The 7,314-nt window shown below is 42.4% G+C and carries 7 protein-coding genes; 6 read left to right on the top strand and 1 reads right to left on the bottom strand.

All coding sequences use genetic code 11. From position 1 onward, the window contains the following. Nucleotides 1-137 precede the first annotated feature (137 nt). From accC to clpX, 6 genes are all read left to right on the top strand, one after another. On the top strand, nucleotides 138-1,523 hold the full coding sequence (gene accC, locus ACYQ4S_RS10000; protein ID WP_346024184.1) for an acetyl-CoA carboxylase biotin carboxylase subunit: 1,386 nt from the start codon (nucleotides 138-140) through the stop codon (nucleotides 1,521-1,523). Beyond that, entirely contained in the window at nucleotides 1,510-2,379 is an 870-nt protein-coding gene (gene accD / locus ACYQ4S_RS09995) for an acetyl-CoA carboxylase, carboxyltransferase subunit beta (protein ID WP_346024183.1), read from the top strand. Before accC ends, accD begins: the two co-directional genes overlap by 14 nt. Further along, entirely contained in the window at nucleotides 2,376-3,158 is a 783-nt protein-coding gene (locus ACYQ4S_RS09990; protein WP_346024182.1) for an acetyl-CoA carboxylase carboxyltransferase subunit alpha, read from the top strand. Before accD ends, ACYQ4S_RS09990 begins: the two co-directional genes overlap by 4 nt. 96 nt (nucleotides 3,159-3,254) lie before the next feature. Further along, entirely contained in the window at nucleotides 3,255-4,205 is a 951-nt protein-coding gene (locus tag ACYQ4S_RS09985) for a hypothetical protein (protein WP_346024181.1), read from the top strand. A 147-nt stretch (nucleotides 4,206-4,352) separates the two neighbouring features. Beyond that, entirely contained in the window at nucleotides 4,353-5,663 is a 1,311-nt protein-coding gene (gene tig / locus ACYQ4S_RS09980; protein ID WP_346024180.1) for a trigger factor, read from the top strand. A 95-nt stretch (nucleotides 5,664-5,758) separates the two neighbouring features. After that, nucleotides 5,759-7,012, top strand: coding sequence for an ATP-dependent Clp protease ATP-binding subunit ClpX (gene clpX, locus ACYQ4S_RS09975; RefSeq protein WP_346024179.1), 1,254 nt, complete (start codon nucleotides 5,759-5,761; stop codon nucleotides 7,010-7,012). Between the two features lie 23 nt (nucleotides 7,013-7,035). Here the strand turns inward: clpX and ACYQ4S_RS09970 are convergent. Next, a partial coding sequence (locus ACYQ4S_RS09970; RefSeq protein WP_459770917.1) for a hypothetical protein occupies nucleotides 7,036-7,314 on the bottom strand: 279 nt, incomplete at its 5' end.

Raw genomic sequence — 7,314 nt, 5'->3', positions numbered from 1 at the left:
ATGGATCATCAAAAGCGACTTTTTGAAATTTTTCTCCCCCATGGGGGAGAAAGCTCCATTCTTTCAAACAGTTAATCAATCAACTAAGTTAAGAACAATTCTTAACTACAAACTTATTATACGAGGAAGGGTTAGGCATGTTTGAAAAAATATTAGTAGCCAACAGAGGTGAAATAGCTGTACGTATTATTCGGGCCTGCAAAGAACTGGGCATCAAAACGGTAGCCATCTATTCTACTGCCGACGAAGATGCCCTTCATATGCAGCTGGCAGACGAAGCGGTTTGTATTGGTCCACCTAAAGCGTCAGATTCGTACCTGAATATACATAATATTCTGAGTGCAGCGGTACTGACAGGTGCGGAAGCTATTCATCCCGGTTTTGGTTTTCTTTCCGAAAATAGTCTATTTGCTGCGATGTGTGAAGAAGTGAATATTACATTTATCGGACCTGATAAGGAAACGATCGAACAGATGGGGAATAAGTCCAACGCGAGAGAAATGATGCAGAAGGCTAATGTACCCGTCATTCCTGGAAGCAATTCATCTATTACGACCTTGGATGAGCTGCATGAACACGTCCAGTCTATCGGCCTTCCTGTGATTATAAAAGCAGTAGCCGGCGGGGGCGGTAAAGGGATGCGTATGGTATTCGACTCAGATCTGCTGGAAGCCAGCTTTCTTCAGGCGCAGTCTGAATCGAAAGCAGCATTCAATGATAACCGTATGTATGTAGAAAAGATCATTACGCCAGCCAAGCATATCGAAGTGCAGATTCTGGCTGACCATCACGGAAATGTTATCCATCTTGGTGAAAGAGACTGTTCTCTTCAAAGAAACCATCAGAAGATCGTTGAGGAAGCACCCAGCTCCTCTTTGACAGATGAAGCTAGAGAGAATATCTGTATGAGTGCAGTGAGAGCTGCTCAGGGAGTAAGGTACAAAAATGCCGGCACGATCGAGTTTTTAGTTGATCAGAACGAGCAGTACTACTTCATGGAAATGAATACGCGCATACAAGTTGAGCATCCTATTACTGAAATGATCACTCATGTCGATATCGTCAAGGAACAGATCCGGATTGCTGCCGGACTGCCACTGACTGTGACTCAGGAAGATATTGAATTTAAAGGACACGCGATAGAATGTCGTATCAATGCTGAGAACCCTGCTTTCAATTTTGCACCTTCTCCAGGAGAAATCACGTACCTGAACATGCCATCGGGCGGCTTAGGTCTGCGTGTGGATACAGCGATGTTTGCGGGAGGAATAATTCCGCCCCACTATGATTCGATGATTGCAAAGATAATTACTCATGGTCAGACTAGAGAAGATGCTGTACGCAAAATGATCCGGGCGCTCGACGAAATGGTTGTAGAAGGTATCCAGACTAACCTTGATTTTCAGCATGATCTTCTAAGTCATGAAGTATTTGAATCTGGTGAGTATACGACGGAAACCTTGTCCCAGCAGATCATTCCTGACTGGTTGAACGAGAAGGAGGCGGAGAATGAGGCTATTTAAAAAAAGGCCCTATATTTCTATACAGAAAAGCACCTCTCAAAACGGGCCGACTGTTCCGGATGGGATGTTTGAAAAATGTCCTCAATGTAAACAGTCCGTGTACGTAAAGAGTTTAGGACAGGAAAGAATATGTCCTAACTGTCACTACGCCTTACGTATCCGTGCTCAGGAAAGACTGGCACTCACTGTTGATCCAAATAGTTTCTCAGAATGGGACGGCGAGGTGCATGCGTCAGATCCACTTCAATTTCCAGGATATGAAGAAAAAATTCAGAACGTCCAAATAAATACCGGATTAAGGGAGGCTGTTCTGACCGGGCAGGCACGATTTAATTCAATTGAATCGGCCATTGGAATTATGGATTCACACTTCATTATGGGAAGCATGGGCCAGGCCGTTGGAGAAAAAATAACCCGGTTATTTGAAAGAGCGACTGAAAAAAATTTACCTGTTGTACTTTTTACAGCATCCGGTGGCGCCAGAATGCAGGAAGGAATCTTTTCGCTTATGCAGATGGCTAAAACCAGCGCGGCAATTAAAAGGCATTCAGAAAAGGGGCTCTTTTATCTGACAGTGATCACCGATCCTACAACAGGTGGGGTGACAGCAAGCTTTGCTATGCTTGGAGACATCATACTGGCTGAACCAGGAGCACTAATAGGTTTTGCGGGTAAACGGGTGATTGAACAGACAATCAAAGAATCTCTGCCTGATGACTTCCAGCTTGCTGAGACAGTATTAAAAAATGGTTTTATAGACCAGATCGTCGAACGGGAAAAATTAAAATCTGTAATTAGTCAGCTTCTGGAACTGCATGTCGATCCAGAAGGAACAGTAAAGGAGGAGTCTGAATGAATGATGTCATGTCTGTGGTATCCTCTGCCAGAAAAACCGATCGAATCAATATGAAAGACATTACAAGTATGATGATCGATGACTTCATCGAACTGCATGGTGACAGAGTGTTTAAAGACGATCCTGCTATCATTGGTGGAATCGGGAAACTGAACGGCCGGGCAGTGACTGTAATTGGGAACCAGAAAGGGACAACAGTCGAGGAAAATGTCCGAACTAACTTTGGATCGGCACACCCGGAAGGGTACCGTAAATCTCTTCGACTAATGAAACAAGCTGAGAAGTTCAATAGACCCGTTCTCAACTTTATCAACACCTCTGGGGCATACTGTGGAGTTGAAGCCGAAGAAAGGGGTCAGGGTGAAGCGATTGCCCGGAACTTGATGGAAATGAGTGATCTTTCCGTGCCTGTTCTCTCAGTAATCATAGGAGAAGGAGGAAGCGGGGGTGCGTTAGCTCTGGCATTATCTGATGAAGTATGGATGATGGAGTTCTCAATTTATTCCATCCTGTCACCTGAAGGATTCGCGTCTATTCTATGGAAAGATGCCAAGAAAGCCAGCGATGCAGCTGAACTGATGAAGCTGACTTCGTCTGATTTGCTGAAGCTTGGGATCATCGAAAAAGTGATACCTGAGACTGAAAAAAAAGAAGTACTTGAAAAAAATCAGATTATCGCCAATATGAAAAAAGAAATTGATGAAAAGCTTTTTGAACTCGTTCGAGTTTCAAAGAATGAGCTCATACGTAAGCGATATGACCGATTCAGACAATATTAGTTGAAGCAATGGGATGGAATGATCCTGTTGCTTTTATTTATTCCATGTTTTGCAGCAGAAGGCTTGTGGTACAATATAGCTGAGGAGTGTTGTGATATGGGAGATAAGATAGAATTCCCTAAGAACTACGGGACATATATGCATCATGCATTGAGTGCGCTGCAGGACGCAGACTATAAGCGGGCAATTACACATATGAAAAAGGCATATGCGATCAAAGATGAAAACAGCCTGAATATTCTGCTGGTGTCGACATTATTTCAGAATGGGCAGATCAGTGAAGCACTTGACTACGCAGAAGAGAAAGAATCCTTTTACCTGACAAACGAAAAGAGACTGCTTGTTTATATCGAGCTGCTTATCTACAATTACCAGTTTTTGTTAGCTCAAAAATTGCTGGACGATGAAATCAGGTTAGCTACTTCGGAAAACTTGGCCAGCTGGCAGAATCTTAAGGACACTTTAGAGCAGAAAAAACTTGAAGCAGAAAAAGAACGTCACCAGACAGAAATCGAGCGCAAGAAAAAACTGTTTTCTTTAGCCTCATTGACGCCTGATGAGCAGTTTGCTCTGATTCAGGAAGCGGATGAGATGAAGACGGACAATTTGATTCATGCGGCACCATCTGTTTTTCAGAACCCATACGTTCATCCGTTTGCCCGGTCCGGATTTCTGTCTGTACTTATTGACAGAAGAGTAAATCAGTCTTTTTCATATACTTGGCTGAATGAGACTAGAAAGGTCACACCAGCAACTATGAGCACGTTTGAAAATCATCCGGTCGTACAGGACACGTATTCTAAAATTGAAGAAATCTTCATCAGTAATCCTTCATTAAAAGTGCTGGTCGAACAGGAAGCGAATGCTGTTCTTCTCATGCTCTTTCCGTTTATCGATGAAGCCATTCAAAAAGAAGATATTACAGCATGGATTTATACAATAGCAGAGGGGATACAGCCCGAGCAGGATGCAGTTGAACAAGTGTCTGAGGAGAAACAGGCTTATATTAACAGCTGGGTCAGCAGAGTGTATCAGGAGTTGCTGTGAATTAAGCATCCGCAGTTTACATTAGCCTTTAAATATTGTATGATAATTAAGTATGTTTAAATAAAAAATAGTGAATAGGCTTATTTCCGCAGAGTTGGAAATAATGACGATTGCTAGCAGACTAATCAATTCGGAGGGTAATTATACATGGAAACAAATTTTGAAAAAACAGGTGCTACAACAGGCCGTCTGGAATTCACGATCGATCAAGAAACAGTACAAAAAGGACTGGATAAAACATTTAAGAAAGTTCAGAAAAACTTGAACGTACCAGGATTCCGTAAAGGACGAGTGCCACGACGTATTTTCAATCAGATGTACGGTGAAGCTGCACTTTACGAAGACACGCTTAACGACCTGCTGCCTGCAGCTTATTCTAAAGCTGTACAGGAAGCTGGCATCGAGCCTGTAGCTCAGCCTAATATTGATATCAAATCAGTTGAAAAGAACCAGGATTGGGAACTGATTGCTGAAGTCACTCTTAAACCTGAAGTTGAGCTTGGACAGTACAAAGAAATCGAAGTAGCCAAACAGGATCGTAACGTTTCTGAAGAAGACGTAGATGCAGCACTGGATCGCCGTCGTGAAAGCCTTGCTGAACTGACTATTAAAGAAGATGCAGCAGAAGAAGGCGACACTGTTGTCATCGATTACGAAGGATTCGTTGGCGATGAAGCATTTGAAGGTGGAAAAGGTGAGAACCACTCACTAGTTCTTGGATCTAACTCATTCATCCCTGGTTTTGAAGATCAGCTGGTTGGCGTTAAAGCAGGAGACGAGAAAGACGTTACAGTTACTTTCCCTGAAGAGTATCACTCAGATGAACTTGCTGGAAAAGAAGCTGTATTTAAAGTCAAGGTTCACGAAGTTAAAGTGAAAGAATTGCCTGAACTTGACGATGAGTTCGTTAAAGATCTTGATGAAGACGTAGAAACAGTGGATGAATTGAAAGAAAAAATCCGCAAAGAACTTGAAGAAAGCAAGACTACTGCCGCTGACGATGCCAGAGATGACGAAGCTATCAGAAAAGCAGTAGAAAACGCTAAAATTGAAGAGATTCCACATGAAATGGCTCACGAAGAAGTACACCGTCAGATGGATATGTTCCTGAACAACTTGAAACAGCAGGGCATTTCACCTGAAATGTACTACCAGATGACAAACTCAACAGAACAGAATCTTCACAAGCAGTTCGAAGGCGATGCAGAATTTAACGTACGCACGAACCTGGTACTTGAAGCAATTGTTGAAGCGGAGAACCTTGATGCAACTGAGGAAGACATAGAAAAAGAAATCTCTGATCTGGCTGAGCAGTACAACATGCCTGAAGACCAAGTACGCAGCGTACTTTCTCCAGACCTTCTTAACAGAGACATCTCATTGAAAAAAGCAATTGACCTGATCACTTCAACTGCTAAAGAAACACTTGAAGCAGCAGAAGAGTCAGACGAAGCGTAAAACTGTTTAAATGTAAATGGGAATGCCTAACGTGCATTCCCGTTTTTCATAAATTCATAAAATCTTATTAGGCTATGAGAGAGGTGACCGTGCCTATGTTTAACGATGACGATCAAAAAGGAAATATCTCATGTTCATTCTGCGGGAAATCACAGGAGCAGGTAAAGAAAATCGTGGCAGGTCCTGGCGTTTATATCTGTAATGAATGTGTTGACTTATGCCAGGAAATTATGGAAGAAGAGTTCAGCAAGCAGTCATTCGACGGTGAAATGAACGTTCCTAAGCCTCATGAGATTCGAGAAATACTGAATGAGTATATCATTGGTCAGGAAGCGGCTAAAAAAGCTCTTTCTGTAGCGGTATACAATCACTACAAACGTATCAACAGTCTAGATGAAGACACAGAAGATGACATTGAACTTCAGAAAAGTAACATCTGTCTGATCGGTCCTACAGGGTCGGGTAAAACGTACCTGGCACAGACGCTTGCACGCATTCTGAACGTTCCTTTTGCAATAGCTGATGCAACGAATCTGACCGAAGCGGGGTATGTTGGAGAAGATGTTGAGAACATTCTACTGAAACTCCTCCAGTCAGCTGATTACGATGTAGAGCTGGCACAACGCGGAATCATTTATGTCGATGAGATCGATAAAATCGCCCGCAAGTCGGAAAATGTCTCTATCACAAGAGACGTCAGTGGGGAAGGTGTACAACAAGCGCTTTTAAAAATTCTTGAAGGAACGACTGCAAGTGTGCCGCCTCAAGGAGGCAGAAAACACCCTCATCAGGAACTGATTCAGATTGATACAACTAATATACTCTTTATTGTCGGAGGGGCCTTCGACGGAATAGAAACGATTGTAAAAAATCGTCTGGGGGATAAAGTGATCGGATTTGGTGCTGCAAGCAAGCGTAAAGAAGCAGATGAGAAGCAGAGCATCATGCAGCAGATCATACCTGAAGACTTACTGAAATATGGTCTGATTCCTGAATTTATCGGTAGACTCCCGATTACAGCTGTACTTGAGAAGCTGAATGAAGACGATCTGGTCGAAATTCTGACGAAGCCTAAAAACTCGCTGGTTAAACAGTATAAAAAACTGCTGCAAATCGATGAGGTAGAACTTGAATTTGAGGAGCAGGCTCTTCGTGGAATCGGTAAAAAGGCAATCGAACGAGATACTGGTGCGCGTGGGCTGAGATCGATCATTGAAAGCATTATGATGGATATCATGTTTGAAGTGCCCAGCAGACCGGACATTAAGAAAGTCGTTATAACCGAAGAAACAGTGGAAACACAGATGAATCCTATCTTTTATGATGAAGATGGGCAGAAAGTTAGCTAATTAAACAAGCAAAGACCTTCAAATCAGCTTGAGCTGGTCTGAAGGTCTTTTTCCTGGATGACACCGGCAGGCCAGTCATTTTTCTGTAACATTAGCTTGGCATTTGTTACCCATTTATAACAAAAGACTTTAAAAACCAAATAAGTATGATATACTAACAATTGATTAATTATGTAGGTAACTCCCAATAATCTATGAAAAATTATGTTTCCCAAATTTCTCGTTGCTCGTATGATGATTTCTGTCGATGAAGGTAATATAATCCAATCCTTGTCTGGATTAAACAGCTTTATAACAGATCC

It is taken from the genome of Alkalibacterium sp. s-m-28, assembly GCF_054658175.1.
The sequence above is the reverse complement of the archived record's forward strand: the minus strand, read 5'-3'. Positions and strand labels throughout refer to the sequence as shown.